General features: G+C 59.2%; 18 protein-coding genes. 14 read left to right on the top strand and 4 right to left on the bottom strand.

The features are described 5' to 3' along the window. Positions 1-31 precede the first annotated feature (31 nt). From ACR0J1_RS14155 to nqrF, 6 genes are read left to right on the top strand one after another with little or no spacing between them, the layout of a single operon-like run. Positions 32-1,372, top strand: coding sequence for a Na(+)-translocating NADH-quinone reductase subunit A (locus tag ACR0J1_RS14155; protein WP_480733526.1), 1,341 nt, complete (start codon positions 32-34; stop codon positions 1,370-1,372). Positions 1,373-1,377: 5 nt separating this feature from the next. Next, on the top strand, positions 1,378-2,586 hold the full coding sequence (locus ACR0J1_RS14160) for an NADH:ubiquinone reductase (Na(+)-transporting) subunit B (RefSeq protein ID WP_480733388.1): 1,209 nt from the start codon (positions 1,378-1,380) through the stop codon (positions 2,584-2,586). Then, complete coding sequence (locus ACR0J1_RS14165) at positions 2,579-3,406, top strand: Na(+)-translocating NADH-quinone reductase subunit C (protein ID WP_480733387.1); 828 nt, start codon at positions 2,579-2,581, stop codon at positions 3,404-3,406. The genes ACR0J1_RS14160 and ACR0J1_RS14165 overlap by 8 nt, the downstream gene beginning before the upstream one ends. Then, entirely contained in the window at positions 3,406-4,059 is a 654-nt protein-coding gene (locus ACR0J1_RS14170; RefSeq protein ID WP_170710614.1) for an NADH:ubiquinone reductase (Na(+)-transporting) subunit D, read from the top strand. Before ACR0J1_RS14165 ends, ACR0J1_RS14170 begins: the two co-directional genes overlap by 1 nt. After that, positions 4,059-4,667 (top strand): NADH:ubiquinone reductase (Na(+)-transporting) subunit E, encoded by a 609-nt coding sequence (gene nqrE, locus ACR0J1_RS14175; RefSeq protein WP_050603817.1) that lies wholly within the window; start codon positions 4,059-4,061, stop codon positions 4,665-4,667. The genes ACR0J1_RS14170 and nqrE overlap by 1 nt, the downstream gene beginning before the upstream one ends. Before the next feature lie 10 nt (positions 4,668-4,677). After that, positions 4,678-5,901 carry an NADH:ubiquinone reductase (Na(+)-transporting) subunit F gene (nqrF, locus tag ACR0J1_RS14180; protein ID WP_480733386.1) on the top strand — a complete coding sequence of 408 codons (1,224 nt, stop codon included), beginning with the start codon at positions 4,678-4,680 and terminating at the stop codon, positions 5,899-5,901. Positions 5,902-5,959: 58 nt separating this feature from the next. Here nqrF and tviB read toward each other — a convergent pair whose 3' ends face one another. Beyond that, complete coding sequence (tviB, locus tag ACR0J1_RS14185; RefSeq protein ID WP_480733385.1) at positions 5,960-7,243, bottom strand: Vi polysaccharide biosynthesis UDP-N-acetylglucosamine C-6 dehydrogenase TviB; 1,284 nt, start codon at positions 7,241-7,243, stop codon at positions 5,960-5,962. A 15-nt stretch (positions 7,244-7,258) separates the two neighbouring features. Continuing rightward, the gene (locus ACR0J1_RS14190; RefSeq protein ID WP_480733384.1) at positions 7,259-8,272 is read right to left on the bottom strand and encodes a GDP-mannose 4,6-dehydratase; all 1,014 of its coding nucleotides are present in this window, start codon (positions 8,270-8,272) and stop codon (positions 7,259-7,261) included. A gap of 151 nt (positions 8,273-8,423) precedes the next feature. On the opposite strand from ACR0J1_RS14190, the gene ACR0J1_RS14195 reads away from it, so the two are divergent. Continuing rightward, positions 8,424-9,209 (top strand): metallophosphoesterase family protein, encoded by a 786-nt coding sequence (locus ACR0J1_RS14195; protein WP_480733383.1) that lies wholly within the window; start codon positions 8,424-8,426, stop codon positions 9,207-9,209. On the opposite strand, the gene ACR0J1_RS14200 is transcribed toward ACR0J1_RS14195, so the two are convergent. Beyond that, a complete protein-coding gene (locus ACR0J1_RS14200) occupies positions 9,206-9,730 on the bottom strand; it encodes a CBS domain-containing protein (RefSeq protein WP_480733382.1) in 525 nt (174 codons plus the stop codon). The two genes, ACR0J1_RS14195 and ACR0J1_RS14200, sit on opposite strands and share 4 nt — an antisense overlap. A gap of 123 nt (positions 9,731-9,853) precedes the next feature. Between ACR0J1_RS14200 and ACR0J1_RS14205 the strand changes: the two genes are divergently transcribed. From ACR0J1_RS14205 to ACR0J1_RS14235, 7 genes are all read left to right on the top strand, one after another. After that, the gene (locus ACR0J1_RS14205) at positions 9,854-10,039 is read left to right on the top strand and encodes a hypothetical protein (RefSeq protein ID WP_480733381.1); all 186 of its coding nucleotides are present in this window, start codon (positions 9,854-9,856) and stop codon (positions 10,037-10,039) included. Positions 10,040-10,104: 65 nt separating this feature from the next. Beyond that, a complete protein-coding gene (locus ACR0J1_RS14210) occupies positions 10,105-11,130 on the top strand; it encodes an FAD:protein FMN transferase (RefSeq protein ID WP_480733380.1) in 1,026 nt (341 codons plus the stop codon). 15 nt (positions 11,131-11,145) lie between these two features. Then, positions 11,146-11,376, top strand: coding sequence for a (Na+)-NQR maturation NqrM (gene nqrM / locus ACR0J1_RS14215; protein WP_480733379.1), 231 nt, complete (start codon positions 11,146-11,148; stop codon positions 11,374-11,376). 15 nt (positions 11,377-11,391) lie between these two features. Beyond that, on the top strand, positions 11,392-13,062 hold the full coding sequence (locus ACR0J1_RS14220) for a sulfatase-like hydrolase/transferase (protein ID WP_480733378.1): 1,671 nt from the start codon (positions 11,392-11,394) through the stop codon (positions 13,060-13,062). Positions 13,063-13,146: 84 nt separating this feature from the next. Beyond that, positions 13,147-14,694, top strand: a complete 1,548-nt coding sequence (gene gpmI, locus ACR0J1_RS14225) for a 2,3-bisphosphoglycerate-independent phosphoglycerate mutase (protein ID WP_480733377.1) — start codon at positions 13,147-13,149, stop codon at positions 14,692-14,694. After that, positions 14,691-15,821 carry a murein hydrolase activator EnvC family protein gene (locus ACR0J1_RS14230; RefSeq protein ID WP_480733376.1) on the top strand — a complete coding sequence of 377 codons (1,131 nt, stop codon included), beginning with the start codon at positions 14,691-14,693 and terminating at the stop codon, positions 15,819-15,821. The genes gpmI and ACR0J1_RS14230 overlap by 4 nt, the downstream gene beginning before the upstream one ends. Before the next feature lie 6 nt (positions 15,822-15,827). Continuing rightward, positions 15,828-17,168 (top strand): S41 family peptidase, encoded by a 1,341-nt coding sequence (locus ACR0J1_RS14235; protein WP_480733375.1) that lies wholly within the window; start codon positions 15,828-15,830, stop codon positions 17,166-17,168. Positions 17,169-17,198: 30 nt separating this feature from the next. Here the strand turns inward: ACR0J1_RS14235 and ACR0J1_RS14240 are convergent, their stop codons facing one another. Further along, a complete protein-coding gene (locus ACR0J1_RS14240) occupies positions 17,199-18,725 on the bottom strand; it encodes an MFS transporter (protein ID WP_480733374.1) in 1,527 nt (508 codons plus the stop codon). Positions 18,726-18,789 lie beyond the last annotated feature (64 nt).

Consider the following 18,789-nt stretch of genomic DNA (forward strand, 5'->3'; position numbering starts at 1 on the left):
GCAGGAACAAGGCTTGGAAGACCAGAACAACATGCACAGTTTCAAACTGAAAAAGGGGTTGGATCTGCCGGTTGAAGGCGCACCCGAACAGAAAATTCACCCCGGCCCCGCATTTTCGACCGTTGCGGTTCTGGGCGGCGACTATATCGGCCTGAAGCCCAAGATGCTGGTGCAGGAAGGCGACGAGGTTCAGCGCGGCACAGCTCTGTTCTGCCATAAGGACGCGCCAGAGGCGATGATGGTCGCGCCGCTCAGCGGGAAAGTCGTAGCAATCAACCGGGGTGCGCGCCGTGTCCTGCAAAGCGTTGTGATCGAGGTGTCCGATGCCAACGATACCGGTGTCGATTTCTCGGCCACAGGTGATGACAGTGCCGAGGGTATGACTGCGAAACTCTGCGCCTCGGGTCTGTGGACCTCATTCCGCACGCGGCCCTATTCCAAGATGCCCCAGCCCGGCACAAAACCCGATGCGATTTTCGTAACCGCCATGGACAGCGATCCTCTGGCCCCGGATGCCGCCTCGATCATTTCCGACGCTGGCGAGGCGTTTGCAGCCGGGCTGACAGCCATAGCGAAGCTGACCGACGGCAAGACCTATCTTTGCCATCAGGACGGAGCTCAGGTTCCCGGCGCCGATCTGCCGGGTGTTGATGCGGCAGCGTTTTCCGGGCCGCATCCCTCGGGTCTGGCTGGGACGCATATCCATTTTCTTGAACCCCTGGCAGGCGACAAGCAGGTCTGGACCATCGGCTATCAGGACGTGATCGCCATTGGTCGCTTGATGCAGACCGGACATCTGGACCCCAATATCGTGATCGCTCTGGCCGGGCCGGGGGCACGGCAGCCGCGTCTGATCCGTACCGTGATGGGCGCGTCGACCGATGATCTGACCCGCGACGAGGTCAATATCGAGGGCACCGCCCGCATCATTTCAGGTTCGATCCTGTCCGGGCAGCACGCTGAGGGGCCGACCGCCTATCTTGGCCGCTTTGCGCGGCAGATCAGCATTATCCGCGAGGATCATGACCAAATCACGCTGGGCTGGATTCTTCCTATGCCGTCGAAATACTCGGTGCAACCGGTGTTGGGCTCGGCTTTTGCCAAGAAGCTTTACGCGTTCACGTCGAACCTGAACGGCGGTCGCCGGGCAATGGTCCCGACCGGCGTGTTCGAAGAACTGATGCCGCAGGACTATCTGCCCACGCAACTGCTGCGCGCGCTGCTGGTGATGGATACCGACACCGCGCAGGCGCTGGGGGCGTTGGAATTGGACGAAGAAGATCTGGGCCTTGTGGGCTTTGCCTGCCCGGCGAAATATGAATACGGGCTGGCGCTGCGCGACTGCCTGACCAAGATTGAGAAGGAGGGCTAAGCCGAATGGGTCTGCGCAGCTTCTTTGACCGGATTGAGCCGAACTTTACCAAGGGCGGCAAGTACGAGAAGTATTTCCCCATCTACGAGATGGTCGAAAGCTTCATCTACACTCCGAAAACTGTCACCACCGTCGCGCCGCATGCGCGGTCTTACGTGGATATGAAACGGATCATGACATATGTCGTGATCGCGACGATCCCCTGTATTCTGTGGGGGATGTGGAACACCGGCTATCAGGCCAACTCCGCAATCGCGACGCTGGGGCCGGATGCGGCAACAGGCTGGCGGATTGCTTTGTTGCAGATGTTTGGCATTTCGCTGAACCCGGAAAGCCTGTTTGCCAATGTGATGCATGGGTTGCTGTATTTCCTGCCGATCTACATCACGACACTGGTCGCGGGTGGTATATTCGAGGTCATCTTTGCCACGGTACGCGGGCATGAGGTGAACGAAGGTTTCCTTGTTACCTCAATGCTTTACACACTGATCCTACCTGCGACCACGCCTCTGTGGCAGGTGGCGCTGGGGATCATCTTTGGTGTTGTGATCGGCAAAGAGGTGTTCGGCGGTACTGGCAAGAACTTCCTGAACCCCGCGCTGGTTGGGCGGGCGTTCCTGTACTTTGCTTATCCGGCCAGCATGTCCGGCGATTCCGTCTGGACGCCGGTGGACGGATTCTCTGGCGCGACGGCACTGGGTGTGACGGCAGCGCAGGGCGTTCAGGCGCTGGCGAGCGAAGGCATCACATGGGCAAGCGCCTTTTTCGGCACGATTCAGGGCAGCTTTGGGGAAACCTCGACACTGGCCTGTATGATTGGTTTGGCCTTCCTTTTGACAACCAAGATCGCCAACTTCCGGCTGATTGTGGGCTGTCTGGCGGGAACAATCGGCTTTTCGCTGTTGCTGAACCTGATCGGATCGGACACGAACCCGATGTTCGCAATGCCATGGTACTGGCACATTGTTCTGGGTGGCTACGCATTTGGTCTGGCCTTCATGGTGACCGAGCCCGTCTCGGCCAGTCACACCAACATGGGCCGCTACATCTACGGCGCGCTGATCGGTGTCATGGTTGTGATGATCCGCGTCATTAACCCCGCTTTCCCCGAAGGCATGATGCTGGCAATCTTGTTCGGCAACGTCTTTGCGCCGCTGATCGACTATTTCGTCGTGCAAGCCAACATTAAACGGAGGGCGCGTCGCCATGTCTGATACGCAATCCCCAGATAAAAACGAGGCCCCGAAGGGCGCGTTTGCCAAGTTTCTGGCGGCCTCGCCGGACTCGGTCAGCAAAACTATCATTATCGCTGTTGCTGTGTGCCTCGTGGCGTCCATGGTCGTCTCGGCAGCCGCTGTAAGCTTGCGTCCGGTACAAGAAGCCAACGCGCTGAAAGACAAGCAAGTCAACGTTCTGCAGGTCGCAGGTGTCTATGAGCCCGGCGTTGACGTAACCGAGGCTTTCGCCGCGTTCGAGCCGCATGTGCTGGAACTCTCCACCGGTGATTTCGTTGACGATCAGTTTGACCCAACCACGTTCGACGACATCGCCGCGGCCAGCGATCCTGACCTCAGCGTCGCTCTGGATGATGACCCGGCTGGGATCGGGCGCAAGTCCAAATACCGTGTGATCTACCTGCTGCGCGACGATGCCGGTGGGCTCGACAAAGTGATCCTACCTCTGCATGGATACGGCCTGTGGTCTACGCTTTATGGCTTTATTGCACTGGAAAACAACGGCAACGACATCTTCGGTCTGCAGTTCTATCAGCACGGCGAGACGCCCGGTCTCGGGGCCGAAGTGGACAACCCGCGCTGGAAAGCCCTGTGGAATGGCAAAAGGCTGCGCGACGACAATGGTGATCTGCAGATCACCGTCGCCAAGTCTCAACCCGCAGCCGGGCCTGATTTTTACATCGATGCGCTGGCGGGGGCCACGCTGACCTCGGTCGGTGTTGATAACCTGGTGAAATTCTGGATGGGCGATGCGGGCTATGCTCCGTTCCTGGCCAAACTGCAAGCAGGAGAGATCTGATGTCCCAGACCAAGAAAGAGATGCTGGTCGATCCGCTTGTCGACAACAACCCGATTACGCTGCAGGTACTGGGCATCTGTTCGGCGTTGGCGGTGACATCCTCGCTGCAGGTGTCGATGGTGATGGCGCTGGCGGTGATCTTCGTGACTTCGTTCTCGTCCTTCTTCATCTCATGCCTGCGCAACCAGATTCCGGGCTCGATCCGGATCATCGTGCAGATGGTGATCATCGCCTCGCTGGTGATTTTGGTGGATCAGATACTCAAGGCATACGCGTTTGAGATTTCGAAAACCCTTTCGGTCTTCGTTGGCCTTATCATCACCAACTGCATCGTGATGGGCCGGGCCGAGGCGTTTGCGATGAAAAACCCACCCGTCGCGTCGTTTATCGACGGCATGGGCAACGGGATGGGCTATGGCCTGATCCTGCTGCTGGTCGGTTTCATTCGGGAATTGTTTGGCGCGGGCTCGCTGTTCGGCGTCACCATCCTGCAGACGGTGAACAATGGCGGCTGGTACGTCCCGAACGGCATGTTGCTGCTGCCGCCTTCGGCGTTCTTCATCATCGGTCTGATCATCTGGGCCTTCCGCACTTGGAAGCCGAACCAGGTCGAGGAACGTGAATACAAAATCCAGCAGGTAGAGGCGCACTGATGGAAGGTCTGATCTCACTGGCCGTTAAGGCCATCTTTGTCGAAAACCTCGCGCTCAGTTTCTTTCTGGGGATGTGTACGTTCATTGCCGTTTCCAAGAAGATATCGACCGCGCTGGGGCTGGGCATCTCGGTCATGGTGGTGCAGGCCATCACAGTGCCTGCCAATAACCTGTTGCTGAACTACCTGCTGAAACCGGGTGCGTTGGCCTGGGCTGGGTTCCCGGATGTGGACCTGACCTTCCTTGGTCTGATCTCATATATCGGCGTGATCGCGGCGATGGTTCAGATCCTTGAGATGGTTTTGGATAAATACTTCCCGCCGCTTTACAACGCGTTGGGGATCTTCCTGCCGCTGATCACGGTGAACTGCGCCATTCTGGGTGGTTCGCTGTTCATGGTGGAACGCGATTACAACTTTGCCGAAGCTGCGACCTACGGTTTGTCCTCAGGTTTTGGCTGGGCGCTGGCAATCACCGCCATGGCAGGCGTACGGGAAAAGCTGAAATATTCGGACATTCCCGACGGCCTGCAGGGGCTGGGTATCACCTTCATCACCGCAGGTCTGATGGCAATGGCCTTCATGTCCTTCTCGGGCGTGAAACTGTAAGGAGGCGTCGATGGAAACTTTCACTCTAGGCGTCGCACTTTTTACTCTGATCGTGATCGGGTTGGTTGCGATCATCATGGCTGCGCGGTCGCGGTTGGTTTCGACCGGCAATGTGAACATCACCATCAACGGTGAGAAAACGGTATCCGTGCCTGCAGGCGGCAAATTGCTGCAAACGCTGGCGGCCGAGAAATTGTTTGTTCCTTCGGCATGCGGCGGCGGCGGCACCTGTGCTCAATGCCGCGTGCGTGTTCATTCAGGCGGTGGCTCGATCCTGCCCACCGAAGAAAGCCACATCACCAAGCGCGAGGCGTCTTGTGGCGACCGCCTGTCCTGTCAGGTTGCGGTCAAGCAGGACATGGATATCGAAGTCCCGGAAGAGGTCTTTGGCGTCAAGAAGTGGGAATGCACCGTCCGGTCCAATGAAAACGTCGCGACCTTCATCAAGGCGCTGACACTGGACCTGCCCGAGGGCGAAGACGTGAATTTCCGGGCTGGCGGCTATATCCAGATCGAAGCGCCTGCGCACCAGCTGGCCTATACCGATTTCGATGTTGAAGAAGAGTATCGCGAGGATTGGGATCGCTTCAATCTGTGGCAATACAAGTCTGTTGTGGCGGAGCCGATCGAGCGGGCCTATTCAATGGCCAACTACCCGGATGAAAAAGGCATGATCATGCTGAACGTCCGTGTGGCCTCGCCGCCTCCGGGGTCCGAGGGTATCCCTCCGGGTCAGATGTCGTCGTATATCTTCAACCTGAAACCGGGTGACAAGGTCACCATCTCGGGTCCGTTCGGTGAGTTTTTCGCTCGCGAAACCCAAAAAGAGATGGTCTTCATCGGTGGTGGCGCGGGCATGGCTCCCATGCGCAGCCACATCTTTGACCAGCTCAAGCGTCTGGAAAACCGCGATCGCAAGATCAGCTTCTGGTACGGTGCGCGTTCGAAGAAAGAGATGTTCTTTGTCGAGGATTTCGACCAACTGGCCGAAGAGTTCGACAATTTCGACTGGCACGTCGCACTGTCGGACGCACAGCCCGAGGATGACTGGAAAGGCTATACCGGCTTCATCCACAACGTGCTGTTCGAGGAATACCTCAAGAACCACCCGGCGCCGGAAGATTGCGAATACTATATGTGTGGCCCACCAATCATGAACCAGTCGGTCATCAACATGCTACTGGATCTGGGCGTGGACCGCGAAGATATCATGCTGGACGATTTCGGCGGGTGACCAGAAAACGAACCGGCGCTCCAGAGCGCCGGTTTTTTCTTTTGGCCGAGTTGGCATGTTACAACCGTAGATCGCTTGCGCCGACAGGCAAGCAGGATTTGACGTCGAACAGAACGCTTTGATCCTTGCAATAGCTCCGGATTTCCTCAGGATCGAGCGCCAGATACTCGCGATGTGCAACAGCCAGAACAAGCCCGTCATAGGTTGCTTGCTCAGGCTGCGCGATCAAAGAAATCCCATATTCGTCCTGCGCCGCCTGCGGGTCGGCATGCGGGTCATGAACCTCAACAGTGACACCGTAATCCTGCAGTTCGGTGATGATATCGATGACCCGTGTATTCCGTAGATCGGGACAGTTTTCCTTAAAGGTCAGACCCATGATCAGCACCCGTGCCGCGCTTACGTCTATCCCTTCGCGCGTCATGCGCTTGACCAGTTGAGACACGACATAGCTGCCCATACTATCGTTCAGGCGTCGCCCGGCGAGGATGATCTGGGGGTGATGTCCGACTGCCTCGGCCTTGTGGGTCAGGTAGTATGGGTCAACGCCGATACAGTGCCCGCCAACTAGACCCGGGCGGAACGGCAGAAAGTTCCATTTGGTTCCGGCAGCGCGCAGCACGGCGTCGGTATCGATGCCAAGGCGGCCAAAGATCATCGCCAGCTCATTCACCAGAGCGATATTCAGGTCCCGCTGCGTGTTCTCGATGACCTTCGCGGCCTCGGCCACGCGAATGCTCTCGGCCTTGTGGGTGCCTGCGGTGATGATCCGGGCATAAAGCGCGTCGACCAGATCAGCGATTTCAGGGGTCGATCCCGAGGTGACCTTGCAGATGTCCGCGATCCGATGGGTCTTGTCGCCGGGATTGATCCGCTCGGGGCTGTAACCGGCAAAGAAATCCCGGTTGAAGGGCAGGCCCGAGGCGCGTTCCAGCACCGGAACACAGTCTTCTTCGGTCGCGCCAGGATAGACGGTGGATTCGTAAATCACCAGATCGCCCGGTTTCAGCACAGAGCCAACCATTTCCGAAGCGCTCAGCAGCGGCCCAAGGTCCGGTTGCTTGCCCGGCGTAATCGGCGTGGGAACCGTCACGATATAGGTGTCGCAGGCGACCAGATCGGCGGTGTCTGTTGTGAAACTCAGACCACGCGCTGCGCTCAACTCAGCGGGTTCAACCTCCAGCGTTGTGTCCTGACCGGCACGCAGCGCCGCGATCCGGTCGGCGTTTATGTCGAAGCCGACAACAGGTCCGATCCGGCCAAACGCCACCGCCAGCGGCAGGCCGACATAACCGAGGCCGATGACGGCGATCTTGCGGGCGTTCGGGTCGGTTTCAAACATGCCGGTCACTTCTGCTTATTTGCCGTGATACTCGCGGAACCATTTGACGAATTGGGCGACACCATCCTTGAAATCGGTCTGCGGGCGGTACCCTGTCAGCCGTTGCAATAGATCGTTGTCCGCCCATGTCGCCGGGACGTCCCCCATCTGCATGGGCATATAGTTGCGGATGGCTTTCTGACCTATGGCGTCTTCGATGGCCTCGATAAAATCCATCAACCGAACCTTGTCGCCGTTGCCGATATTGACCACCCGATAAGGCGCGGCAGGCGACAGGCTGTCGCCCTCCTTGATCTCATCCGGACTGGCGGGCCGGACCGGGGGCACATCGATCAGCAGTCGAATGCCGCGCACGAGGTCTTCGACATTGGTAAAATCGCGATACATATCGCCGTGATTGTAGATATCTATTGGACGACCATTGAGGATTGCATCGACGAATTTATACAGCGCCAGATCTGGCCGACCCCACGGGCCGTAGACCGTGAAGAAACGGAACATCGTCGTCGGCAGATCCCAGAGATGCGCATAGGAATGACCCATCGCCTCATTGGCCTTTTTGGTCGCGGCGTAAATGGTCAGTTGGTGATCAGCCTTTTCGACCTCAGTAAACGGCATGTCTTCGTTGGCGCCATAGACCGACGAGGTCGAGGCCATCAGCAGGTGATCGACCTTGTGCACACGCGCGATCTCCATCACGTTGAAGGTCCCCACCACGTTCGAGTCGATATAGCTGCGCGGGTTTTCAAGGCTGTAACGCACCCCGGCCTGCGCGGCGAGGTGGACGATGACCTCGGGCTGGAACTCTTCCGCCACCTGCATCAGCTTTTCATGGTCTTCCAGCAGAGCTTCGGTCGCGGTGAAACCGGGGTTCTGCAGTAGCATCTGGTGCCGCCGCTGCTTGAGACTGACGTCGTAGTAATCCGTCATCCCGTCATAGCCGTGCACCCTAAACCCCTCGGACAGCAGCAGTTTTGCCAGATAATAGCCGATGAACCCCGCCGTTCCCGTAATCAATACCCGCTTCATGCGTCCTGCACCGTTGTCCGAAACCTGTCCCTCAGGGATACTTTCCCCGTCCGGTCGTCAAGTGGATTTTTCATGTTTCCCGCGGCAAAGCCCAGCACTAGGCGGATTTGATGATTGCCGCCCCTTGCGCAGCGGGTTAGGCATCTGGCCAATGCTACAGCAATGGATCAAACGCCTTCTGTCCCCCGAACCAGCGCAGCCGCGCAGTGTCGAATTATTGACGCTGGCCCCTGCGGGTCGATTCTTTGCGATCGGCGATATTCACGGCAGGTTTGACCTGTTGCAGGTCCTGTTGGAGGCGTTGGACGATACGGTGCCGCTGATCTTTCTGGGCGATTATGTCGACCGGGGCGACTCCAGCGCGCAAGTCCTGCGCCATTTGCATCACCACAGCACCCGAGCGCACAGCCGCGCCATCTGCCTGAAAGGCAATCACGAAGAGATGCTGCTGGGCTTTCTCGAAGATCCCGCCGGGATGGAACGTATCTGGATGCACAATGGCGGCATACAGACGCTCGCCTCTTTCGGGGTAACCGGCATCCAGAACCTCGACGCCGCCGCGCTGGCCGAGCAATTGCGGCATGCCATGGGTGAATCACTGCTGGACTGGCTGCGCGACCGACCCGTGACTTGGACACAAGGCAACATTACCGCCGTTCACGGCGCGCTGGACCCGGCAGAACCCTTCGACGGGCAACAGGACCGGATCTGCCTGTGGGGGCATCCGAATTTTCCCGACAAGCCGCGCAAAGACGGGCAATGGGTGGTTCACGGGCACTCAATCGTCGATGAACCACGCGTGCAGGGCCGCGTTATCTCAATCGACACCGGAGCGTTTGCCACCAATCAACTGACTGCGGCTGAGATTTCGGATGGGGGCGTGCAGTTCATCTCGACCAGCCGCGACGGGATCATCCGCAGCACCGTCAGCCGCTAGCCGACGATCATCTGCTTCATCTTCAGCGCTTCGTATTCCAGTTCCTTCAGCCGGAAATGCACCACGTCACCGATGGTTATGACGCCGCGCAGATTGCCATCACTCAACACCGGCATATGGCGAAACCGCCCCTCGGTCATGGTTTTCAACACATCGTTCAAAAGGTCATTCGGCGCGCAGGTCTTGACCTCTGTCGTCATCAGCTCGGACACCGATTGCGGCAGGGTCTGCCCCGGTGTTTCGGCCATGCGTCGCACAATGTCGCGTTCCGAAAGGATGCCCTGCAGCGCCCCGTTCTGATCGGTTACCACCACGGCCCCGATGCGTTTTTCGCGCAGGATATCCACGACCGAGTGAATCGTGTCGTTCGGACGCACCGAAAACACCGCATCGCCCTTACCCTCCATCAGTTTTGCAACCGTGGTATGGGTCTGTGAAAGGTTGGTTTCAACGGACTGGCTGCGGGTTGTCGACCCGGCCTTGTCGCCGCGTGTCGGGGGCTGGTAAGAGCTTGGGGCCATGGGCGGTCTCCTCCTTCACCGGAAATGGCTGTTTCCTCTACCTTATCGCAGGCACAGAGACTGTATAGGGTGCAAATTCGAAATCCGGCGCAGCCCGGCCCGTTTACAAGGAAATCGAGGCATTTGAGCGATCTCTATCTGACCCCGCCCGTGGCTGCGCTGATCTTTTTTGCAGTTGTCGTCTGTGGCCATAATTTCCGCATGGCTTGGAAACAGCAACCGAAGGGGTGGCAGAAATGCGCCTGGCTGTTTGGCGTGCCCGCCGCGATCGGGCTGTTTGCGCTGGCCTTTCTACCGCTTGAGGTCTGAGGCCGGTTTGACTCTGATCGGGGCCGCTGGCATATGCCGGGCACGTGTTTTCCCGGGGGACCCCAATGCGCCAACTGATTGCACTGGCTTCGCTGCTATTCGTCACCGCCTGCCTGTTCGACAAGGAACCGGATGTGGTGCGCCTGTCGGGTGAAACGATGGGGACGACTTTCAACATCACCGCAATCGGCGAAGACCTGGACGAGGCCGCACTGGGCCAAGCCGTTCAAGACACCTTGGCCGCGGTCAACGCCAAGATGTCTAACTGGGACCCGAACTCAGAGGTCTCAACTTTTTCGGCCTCGACCAGCACCGCGCCGATGCCGGTATCCGACGAATTCGCTCTTGTCGTTGAGGCCGCCAATGACGTGCACGCCAAATCGGGCGGCACCTTCGATGTCACTCTGGGTCCGCTGATCGAGCTTTGGGGGTTCGGTCCCCGCAAACCCGAAGACCCGGTGCCAGCGGATGCCGAGATCACGGCGGCGCTGGGGCAGGTGGGGCAGGCCCGTTTGCTGACGCTGGATCGTGATGCGGGCACTCTGGCCAAGTCCGAGCCGGGCGTCGGCATCAACCTGTCCGCTATCGCCAAGGGCTATGGGATCGACGCGCTGGCGGCGCAACTGCGTGCGGCAGGCATCGAGAATTACATGGTCGAGATCGGCGGAGATCTCGTGGCCATGGGCGAGAACGACAAGGGCGAAAGCTGGCGCATCGGCGTTGAGAAACCTGAGGCGGGCGCGCAGGCCATTCAACTGATCGTGCCGCTGAACAATCTGGGCATGGCGACCTCGGGCGATTACAAGAATTTCTTTGAACAGGACGGTGTGCGCTATTCGCATATTATCGATCCGACCACGGGGCGTCCGATCACCCACCGGACCACCTCGGTCACGGTTCTGGCCGACAGCGCGATGATGGCAGACGCGTGGGCCACGGCGATGCTGGCGCTGGGGCAGGAGAAAGGGCTGGAGCTGGCCGAAAAGCATAAACTTGCCGTGTTTTTCATCTCGTGGGATGTGACAAGCGGGGAAGAAGCCTATATCACCGTACAAAGCAGCGCCTTCAAGGATGCGCTGGGGACCAACTGACCGGTAGGAACCGCAATGAGCACCTTTGTTCTGGCCTTCATCCTGTTGCTGATCATCATGGTCGGCATGTCCTTGGGTGTGATGCTGATGGGCAAGACCATCAAGGGCAGCTGCGGTGGTCTGAATGCGATTTCAGGCGCTGACAAATGCGTGGTCTGTCAGAAGGATATCGACCCCGACAGCCCCCTGCGGGACCAGTTGCAGTGCAAGCGTGCGAAAAAAATGCTGCAACAGATGGAAGGCTAGGATACCCCTCTTGGCATGAGTAAAGCCAAGAACATCCTTTTCATCATGTTCGATCAACTGCGCTGGGATTACCTCAGCTGTTACGGGCATCCGCATCTGCATACGCCGAATATCGACCGTCTGGCCTCGATGGGCGTACGTTTTGACCGCGCCTACATCCAGTCCCCGATCTGCGGCAGTTCCCGTATGTCGACCTATACCGGACGGTATGTGCACTCGCACGGCGCGTCATGGAACGGCATCCCGCTGAAGGTGGGCGAGATGACGATGGGCGATCACCTGCGCAAGGCGGGGATGGATTGCTGGTTGGTCGGCAAAACCCACATGCGCGCCGATGCCGAAGGCATGGCCCGGCTGGGGTTAGAGCCGGACAGCCTGATCGGCGCGCGGGTGGCGGAATGCGGCTTTGACGTCTTTGAACGCGATGACGGGATGCGCCCCGAAGGACCAGACGGCTTCTATGACCCGGACGGAGCCAAGAAATACAACGAATACCTCAAGGACAAAGGCTATGAGAGCGACAACCCGTGGCATGACTTCGCCAATTCCGGGCTTGATGCGGATGGCAACGTGCTGTCGGGCTGGTTCTTGAAGAACTCATCTGAGGCGGCGAACATCGCCGAGGAAGACAGCGAAACGCCCTATCTGACGACCCGTGGGATCGAGTTCATGGAAACCCATGAGGGCCCATGGTGCTGTCACCTCAGCTATATCAAGCCGCATTGGCCCTATATCGTGCCCGAGCCCTACGCCTCGATGTACGGTCCCGAGCATGTCTTGCCCGTGGTTCGGTCCGAGGCTGAGAGACAGAACGCGCATCCGGTCCTCAAGGCATTCATGGATACCAAGATCGGCCAGACATTCTCGCGTCAGGATGTGCGCGAGGCTGTGATCCCTGCCTATATGGGCCTGATCAAGCAGGCCGATGACCAGATGGGGAGGTTGTTTGACTGGATGGAACAAGCCGGACGGATGCAGGATACGATGATCGTGCTGACATCGGACCATGGGGATTTTCTGGGCGATCACTGGATGGGAGAGAAGACCTTCTTCCACGACGCCTCGACCAAAATGCCCCTGATCATCTACGATCCATCGCCCGAGGCCGACGCCACACGCGGCACCACCTGCGATGCGCTTGTCGAGTCCATCGATATGGCCCCCACCTTTCTGGAGATCGCGGGTGGGGAACCCGCCGGACACATCCTCGAAGGGCATTCATTGCTGCCGATCTTGCGCGGTCAGGCCACAAGCACCCCGCGCAATGTGGTGATCTGTGAATATGACTATTCCGCCTCGCCCATTGCGCAGGTGCTGAATGTCTCGGTGCGCGATGCGGTCATGTTCATGGTCGCAAACGAGAAATGGAAGCTGATCCATTGCGAGGGCGGGTTTCACCCGATTCTGTTCGATCTTGAGAGTGATCCCAATGAACTGACCGATCTGGGCGAAAGGGCCAAGCACGCAGAGGTCATTGCCCAGATGTATGACCACCTGTTCGCCTGGGCGCGGCGTCCGTCGCAGCGTACCACCCGGTCCGAACAGCAGTTGTTGAATATGCGCGGATCAAGCCGGGGAACCGGGGTGGTGATCGGCATCTATGACGAAAACGATATGCCGCTGGAGCTGACGGTGAAATACCGTAACCGCAAGGCGCGGCCTTTTGGTGACTACAAGCCGGATTAATTCTGCTCCAACGGCCCGAAAAGACGGTTCAACCTTGCGCGGGCAAGGGGTAGAAGATGGCTACACCGCACTCGGAGAGCTTTCATGACCGCCCCCAAACCCGTTGTTCTGTGCATCCTTGATGGCTGGGGTCTGTCGGATGACACAACCGCCAACGCGCCGCATCTGGCCCACACGCCCACCTTCGATGCGATCATGGCGGAAGGCCCTCATGCGCAGTTGATCACGCACGGACCAGATGTGGGTCTGCCCAGCGGTCAGATGGGCAATTCCGAGGTTGGCCACACCAATATCGGGGCAGGGCGCGTGGTTGCGATGGACCTTGGGCAGATCGATCTGGCCATCGAAGACGGTTCATTCTTTGACAACTGCGCGCTGCAGGATTTTATCGCCAAGATCAAAGCCACGGGCGGCACGGCGCATCTGATGGGGCTGGTCTCGGATGGCGGGGTGCACGGGCATCTGGATCATATCGTGGCCGCCGCCAAGGCCATCACCGATGCGGGCATTCCGGTAGCGTTGCACGCGATCACTGATGGGCGCGATGTAGCCCCGAAATCGGCGGAAACCTATCTTTCTGAACTTGAAGATCGCTTGCCCGAGGGCGCACACGTCGCAACTGTGTCTGGGCGTTACTACGCGATGGATCGCGATAACCGTTGGGAAAGAGTCGAAGCCGCCTACAGGGCCATTATGGCCTTCGAAGGCGTTAACTTCAGAGATTTTCCGACATATGGTTTTTTCCCGGAAGCAGAAGACATAATCGGTACCGGATACGAACTTCACGGCGAGAGTGATGAGTTCCTCAAGCCCTCCATCGTTGAAGGATACGCGGGCCTGAAAGACGGCGACGGGTTCTTTTGCCTAAACTTCCGCGCCGACCGCGCTCGCGAGATTCTGCGCGCCATCGGTGAGCCCGGTTTCGCCGATTTCGACACCGGCCCGCGCCCGCAGCTTTCGGCGCTGCTGGGCATGGTCGAATATTCCGATGGCCACAACGCCTATATGACCACGGTCTTCCCCAAGCGCGACATCTTGAACACGCTGGGCGAATGGGTTGCCAAACAGGGCCTGCGCCAGTTCCGACTGGCCGAGACCGAGAAATACCCTCATGTCACCTTCTTCCTGAACGGCGGTAAAGAGCAGCCCGAGGGGGGCGAGCATCGCCATATGCCGAAATCGCCCAAAGTGGCGACTTATGATCTGCAGCCAGAGATGTCCTCGGCCGAGGTGACAGAGGCATTCGTTCGGGCGATCCATGAGGGCTATGATCTGATCGTCACCAACTATGCCAACCCCGATATGGTGGGCCATTCCGGCGATCTGCAGGCCGCGATCAAAGCCTGCGAGGCGGTGGATCAGGGTCTGGCGCAGGTGGTCAAAGCCTTGCGGCAAGTGGGCGGCGCTATGATCGTGACCGCCGATCACGGCAATTGCGAGATGATGGTCGATCCCGAAACCGGCGGCCCGCACACGGCGCACACCCTGAACCCCGTCCCGGTGGCTCTGATCGGTGGCCCCGTGGGGGCAGGGCTGCGCAACGGACGGCTGGCCGACCTGGCCCCGACGCTGTTGCAACTGATGGAGCTGCCCGTGCCGCCGGAAATGACCGGAGAAAGCCTGCTGACATGAGGGCATTCTGGCTTTGCCTGACCGTGCTCTGGCCATGGTCCGCCATGGCGCAGCAAAGCCCGTCCGAGGCTGCGTTGCAAGCGGCGCAAATGCTGGAGCAAGCCTCGGTCGCTCTGACTGAAGCTGATAGTGCCCGCGATAGGGTGCGCGCCCTGACCGAGACGATACAGGCCTATGAGGCCGGGTTGGCCGCGATGCGCGACGGTCTGCGCCGCGCCACCCTGCGCGAGGCGCAACTGAGCGCCGAATTGCAGGCCCGCGAACAGGATGTGGCGCAGCTGCTGGGTGTGTTGCAGACCATCGAAACGACCGCGCCTCCGGTGCTGATGCTGCATCCTTCGGGGCCGCTGGGGGCCGCTCGGACGGGCATGATGTTGTCCGAGGTCACCCCGGGCCTGAACGCACAGGCTCGTGCCCTGGCCGCTGATCTGCAAGAGGTACAGACGCTGCGGCAACTGCAGCAAAGCGCCGCTGACACGCTGACCGAGGGTCTGACCGGCGTGCAGGACGCCCGCACGCAACTCAGCGAGGCCATTGCCGACCGCACCGATCTGCCGCGCCGCTTTGTCGAAGACCCGGTACGCACGGCGATCCTGATCTCGTCTACCGAAACGCTGGATGGGTTCGCCAGTGGTTTGTCCGAAATCTCGGACGGCGAGATTGCCGAGACCAACGCCAGTGTCAGCGACCTAAAGGGCCAGATCGCGCTGCCAACGCAGGGCATTGTCTTGCATCGGGCCGGTGAGACGGATGCGGCGGGGGTCACGCGCCCCGGTCTGGTTCTGGGCACTCGTCCGCGCGCCCTTGTGGTGTCGCCCACCGCCGCGACGATCCGCTATCGTGGGCCGCTGCTGGATTTGGGGAATCTGGTGATCCTTGAACCCCAGCCCGGGCTGCTTTTTGTGTTTTCGGGCCTGCAAGAGGTCTATGGTCAGGCCGGGCAGGTGATCCCAGAGGGCACTCCGGTCGGTCTGATGCCCGGCGAAACCCCCGGAATCGGCGCTATTATGTCAACAAGCGGTGATGGCACTGGAACTGACCGGTCAGAAACGCTCTATATAGAGGTAAGACAAGACAACAGCCCAGTGGACCCGGACGCTTGGTTCCGGACGGACAAGGATGGATAAACGAGTATGAAGAAATTTGTGATGGCCGGTCTGGCCGGCACCGTGGCAGGGATTATCGCAACCACTCAGATCGCAGGCCCCTTGCTGGCGCAGGAAGCGGAAAGCAAGGCAAGCGTCTACGAACAGTTGGACCTGTTCGGCGACATCTTCGAACGCATCCGCGCGCAATATGTCGAAGAAGTCGAAACCGAAGAGCTGATCGAGGCGGCAATCGATGGGATGCTGACCTCGCTCGACCCGCATTCCAGCTATCTGTCGCCCGACGATGCAGAACAGATGCGTGTGCAGACGCGCGGTGAGTTCGGTGGTCTGGGCATTGAGGTGACGCAAGAAGACGGTTTTGTCAAAGTCGTCTCGCCAATCGACGACACTCCGGCGGCATCCGCCGGGATTGAGGCCGGTGACTTCATCACCCATGTCGATGGCGAGAGTATTCTGGGGCTGACCCTTGATAAGGCGGTCGACCTGATGCGCGGACCTGTCGGTTCAGAGATCGTGATCACAGTCGTCCGCGAGGGCGAAACTGATCCCTTTGATGTCACCATTATCCGCGACACGATCAAACTGACCGCTGTGCGGGCGCGCACCGAAGGCACCAGTGTTGTGCTGCGCGTCACGACCTTCAATGACCAGACTTATCCCAACCTTAAGGAAGGGCTGGAAAAGCAGATCGAAGAGGCGGGCGGTATCGAGAACGTCAACGGGATCGTGCTGGACCTGCGCAACAATCCCGGCGGTCTGCTGACCCAGGCGATCAAGGTCTCGGATGCGTTTCTAGATGAGGGCGAGATTGTCTCGACCCGCGGCCGCAACCCCGAGGACGGAGAGCGTTTCAATGCGACAGTGGGCGATCTGACCGGGGGAAAACCGATTGTCGTTCTGATCAATGGTGGTTCGGCATCTGCTTCTGAGATTGTGGCGGGTGCGTTGCAGGACCATCACCGGGCTATCGTCGTGGGTACCAAGAGTTTCGGAAAGGGCTCGGTCCAGACCGTAATGCCGCTGCGCGGTGATGGCGCGATGCGTCTGACCACCTCGCGCTATTACACCCCGTCAGGCCGTTCGATCCAGGCCCTTGGCGTCAGCCCCGATATCATTGTGGAGCAACCGCGTCCGGCCCCTGCGACCGAGGAGGAAGAAGATAACGCCCGCACCCGTTCCGAGGCCGATCTGCGCGGCAGTCTGAACAATGACAGCCTGAGCGAAGATGAAATCCGCCAGATCGAGGAAGACCGCGCCAAGGCCGAGGCAACCGCTGAGCTGCGCGAGCAGGATTATCAGTTGGCCTATGCCATCGATATCCTCAAGGGCCTGTCTGCGTTCAACCCGGCAGGACCGTCGCAATAACCGGCAGGGGTCGCGTGTTCCGCGACCCCGTCAGCCTTCGACCTTGTGCAGTTTCTTCTCGTCCAGCATCAGCGCGAGGACGATCCCCAACGACACCGAAATCGTCGCAAAGACGAAGGCCATATTCATCCCACTATCAAAGGCCGCCGCAATGGCGGCCTTGACCTTTTCGATCTCACCCGGCCCAAGCTTTTGCAGCACGGCTTTGGCGGTTTCGGTCGTGAGCGTGCCCCCATTGATCGCTTTCTGATCCGCCCCCGACATCGTAATCCCGGCGGCAGCAAGGTTGTCACGCAGGCTGGACAGGCTGACCACATACATGACCGCCGTCGCACAGGCGACAGAGATTGCACCATAGACAAGGTGCGTCATGAAGCTGAGCCCGCCCACCAGTCCGGCGCGTTCGGGCTTGACCGCGCAGACCGCCGCCGTACCCGAAGGGCCAACGGTCAGCGTCGCGCCCAGCCCCATCAGGGCCATGCCGGGCAATATCTGAAAATACCCCCAGCCTTCAGGCAAGACCACCACGCTCGCGGCACCGACGGTGGCGCAAAGATAGCCCCAAAGCAGCAACCGCTTTGGGCCAAAATCATTATAAAGCGTCCCCGAAACGATCGACCCAACAGCCAGCAGGACCGTCAGCGGGGCCAGGCCCAAGGCAGACTGGAACACCGACCAGCCAAGCACCTTTTGCATATATTGCGGAAAATACAACAGGGCGACAAAGGCCGCCGAGACGTTGAACATATTCAGGCCGAGAGTGATCAGAAACTCTCGGTTCTGCATCAGCTGGGGCAACAGCAGAGGTTCCTTGACGCGTTTTTCGACCCTCGGGAACAGGAAAAACAGCGCCGCGCTGACAAAGAACAGCAACAGCAGCGGGACCGAGGTCCAGCCCCAGTCAGCCCCCACGTCGAGGCCATAGAGCAGCAGCAGAACCGCAAAGGACAGGATGCCCATTCCGGCAAAGTCGATATGCTCGCCTTTCTTGTGCTCGGTCTCGCGCTCCATCAGCAGGATCGCGGTGGCCATCGAAATGCACGAAAACAGCACATTGGCCAGGAAGAACAGCCGCCAGTCGCCGAAGTTAACCACCGCGCCGCTGATCATCGGGCCAAAGACATTGCCCGTTGTCACGCCTGCCAGAATAAGCCCCATCACCAGCGCCCGGTGCTCTGGCTTTGAAACCTTTGTGGCCCCGAAGGCGAGCGTGCAGGGCCAGACACAACCCGCACCGATCCCCTGCAGCGCCCGCGCGCCGATGAGATAGTCCAGACCGGGTGAGACAAAGCACAGGACCGAGGCAAACAGGAAGATCGACAGGCCGATGATCATCACCTTGCGGTGGCCATACATATCCCCCAGCCGTCCGCCGGCAACCATGGTCATGGCAAAGAACAGGGCATAGATGTTCAGAACCCATTGGGTGCTGGTGATATCCGCGTCAAAGCTGTTCTCAATCGCCGGGACCAGCATCAGGGCCCCGGTGAAATCAATACCGATCCCAAAGCCCGTGATCATCAGGGCGATGACCTTTATGATGCTGTTGCGGTCCATAGCAGCCCCCGGATATGTCGGAATGCTTCAATGATGCACGGATGGGGCTGAAAAGATAGAAAAA

The organism is Ruegeria sp. CJ3 (assembly GCF_056536725.1).

What these genes read in the sequence shown, in the direction of transcription:
- ACR0J1_RS14155 (WP_480733526.1), top strand. Translation starts at nt 32, where the DNA reads ATGCACAGTTTCAAACTGAAAAAGGGGTTGGATCTGCCGGTTGAAGGC.
- ACR0J1_RS14160 (WP_480733388.1), top strand. Translation starts at nt 1,378, where the DNA reads ATGGGTCTGCGCAGCTTCTTTGACCGGATTGAGCCGAACTTTACCAAG.
- ACR0J1_RS14165 (WP_480733387.1), top strand. Translation starts at nt 2,579, where the DNA reads ATGTCTGATACGCAATCCCCAGATAAAAACGAGGCCCCGAAGGGCGCG.
- ACR0J1_RS14170 (WP_170710614.1), top strand. Translation starts at nt 3,406, where the DNA reads ATGTCCCAGACCAAGAAAGAGATGCTGGTCGATCCGCTTGTCGACAAC.
- nqrE (WP_050603817.1), top strand. Translation starts at nt 4,059, where the DNA reads ATGGAAGGTCTGATCTCACTGGCCGTTAAGGCCATCTTTGTCGAAAAC.
- nqrF (WP_480733386.1), top strand. Translation starts at nt 4,678, where the DNA reads ATGGAAACTTTCACTCTAGGCGTCGCACTTTTTACTCTGATCGTGATC.
- tviB (WP_480733385.1), bottom strand. Translation starts at nt 7,243, where the DNA reads ATGTTTGAAACCGACCCGAACGCCCGCAAGATCGCCGTCATCGGCCTC.
- ACR0J1_RS14190 (WP_480733384.1), bottom strand. Translation starts at nt 8,272, where the DNA reads ATGAAGCGGGTATTGATTACGGGAACGGCGGGGTTCATCGGCTATTAT.
- ACR0J1_RS14195 (WP_480733383.1), top strand. Translation starts at nt 8,424, where the DNA reads ATGCTACAGCAATGGATCAAACGCCTTCTGTCCCCCGAACCAGCGCAG.
- ACR0J1_RS14200 (WP_480733382.1), bottom strand. Translation starts at nt 9,730, where the DNA reads ATGGCCCCAAGCTCTTACCAGCCCCCGACACGCGGCGACAAGGCCGGG.
- ACR0J1_RS14210 (WP_480733380.1), top strand. Translation starts at nt 10,105, where the DNA reads ATGCGCCAACTGATTGCACTGGCTTCGCTGCTATTCGTCACCGCCTGC.
- nqrM (WP_480733379.1), top strand. Translation starts at nt 11,146, where the DNA reads ATGAGCACCTTTGTTCTGGCCTTCATCCTGTTGCTGATCATCATGGTC.
- ACR0J1_RS14220 (WP_480733378.1), top strand. Translation starts at nt 11,392, where the DNA reads ATGAGTAAAGCCAAGAACATCCTTTTCATCATGTTCGATCAACTGCGC.
- gpmI (WP_480733377.1), top strand. Translation starts at nt 13,147, where the DNA reads ATGACCGCCCCCAAACCCGTTGTTCTGTGCATCCTTGATGGCTGGGGT.
- ACR0J1_RS14230 (WP_480733376.1), top strand. Translation starts at nt 14,691, where the DNA reads ATGAGGGCATTCTGGCTTTGCCTGACCGTGCTCTGGCCATGGTCCGCC.
- ACR0J1_RS14235 (WP_480733375.1), top strand. Translation starts at nt 15,828, where the DNA reads ATGAAGAAATTTGTGATGGCCGGTCTGGCCGGCACCGTGGCAGGGATT.
- ACR0J1_RS14240 (WP_480733374.1), bottom strand. Translation starts at nt 18,725, where the DNA reads ATGGACCGCAACAGCATCATAAAGGTCATCGCCCTGATGATCACGGGC.